We start from the raw sequence: 461 nt of genomic DNA on the forward strand, positions 1-461 counted from the left end.
TTCTAATGGATTTGGCACCGCCAAATTAAGCACTTTGTTCAAATTTTTGAACAAAAGTGATATCACATTCCCTTATGCTCATGTATTTAAAAGACCTTAAAAAGCATTATGTTAGAAATGGAAGTGTACAAAATGACAGCAAAGAATAAACAAAAGCAAATATCGATAAGATTGACAGATGAAGAGTATTCAAAAATTTATATTTTGTCAGCGTTGGAGCATGTAAATCCTACGCAATATGTAAAACAAAAAGCGCTGACTAAAACAAGACCAATTGTGTTAAAAAATATTGAGTTGATAGAGAAGCTTCAGCAAGAGAACGAGCAGTTAAAAGAGGAGCAGGCGGAAGTAAAACGTGTGCTGATAGAAAGATTAGTAACTATATTGCATCTGAGAACGTCATAGAAGCCGTATAACGCGTTTTTTAGTAATCTAGGTAAAAAACTATCAAAACGTCTTAT

At 33.0% G+C, this 461-nt stretch carries 1 protein-coding gene; it reads left to right on the plus strand.

Annotated features, from left to right (window positions below; all coding sequences use genetic code 11):
* Positions 1 to 132 precede the first annotated feature (132 nt).
* Positions 133 to 405 carry a hypothetical protein gene (locus I6F09_RS37235; RefSeq protein WP_225190207.1) on the plus strand — a complete coding sequence of 91 codons (273 nt, stop codon included), beginning with the start codon at positions 133 to 135 and terminating at the stop codon, positions 403 to 405.
* Positions 406 to 461 lie beyond the last annotated feature (56 nt).

It is taken from the genome of Bradyrhizobium sp. IC3195 (assembly GCF_020193585.1).
In the GTDB taxonomy this organism is placed as follows: domain Bacteria; phylum Pseudomonadota; class Alphaproteobacteria; order Rhizobiales; family Xanthobacteraceae; genus Bradyrhizobium; species Bradyrhizobium yuanmingense.

Bases quoted from the DNA above. Each gene is read 5' to 3' on its own strand.
- I6F09_RS37235 (WP_225190207.1), top strand. From the start codon at position 133: ATGACAGCAAAGAATAAACAAAAGCAAATATCGATAAGATTGACAGAT.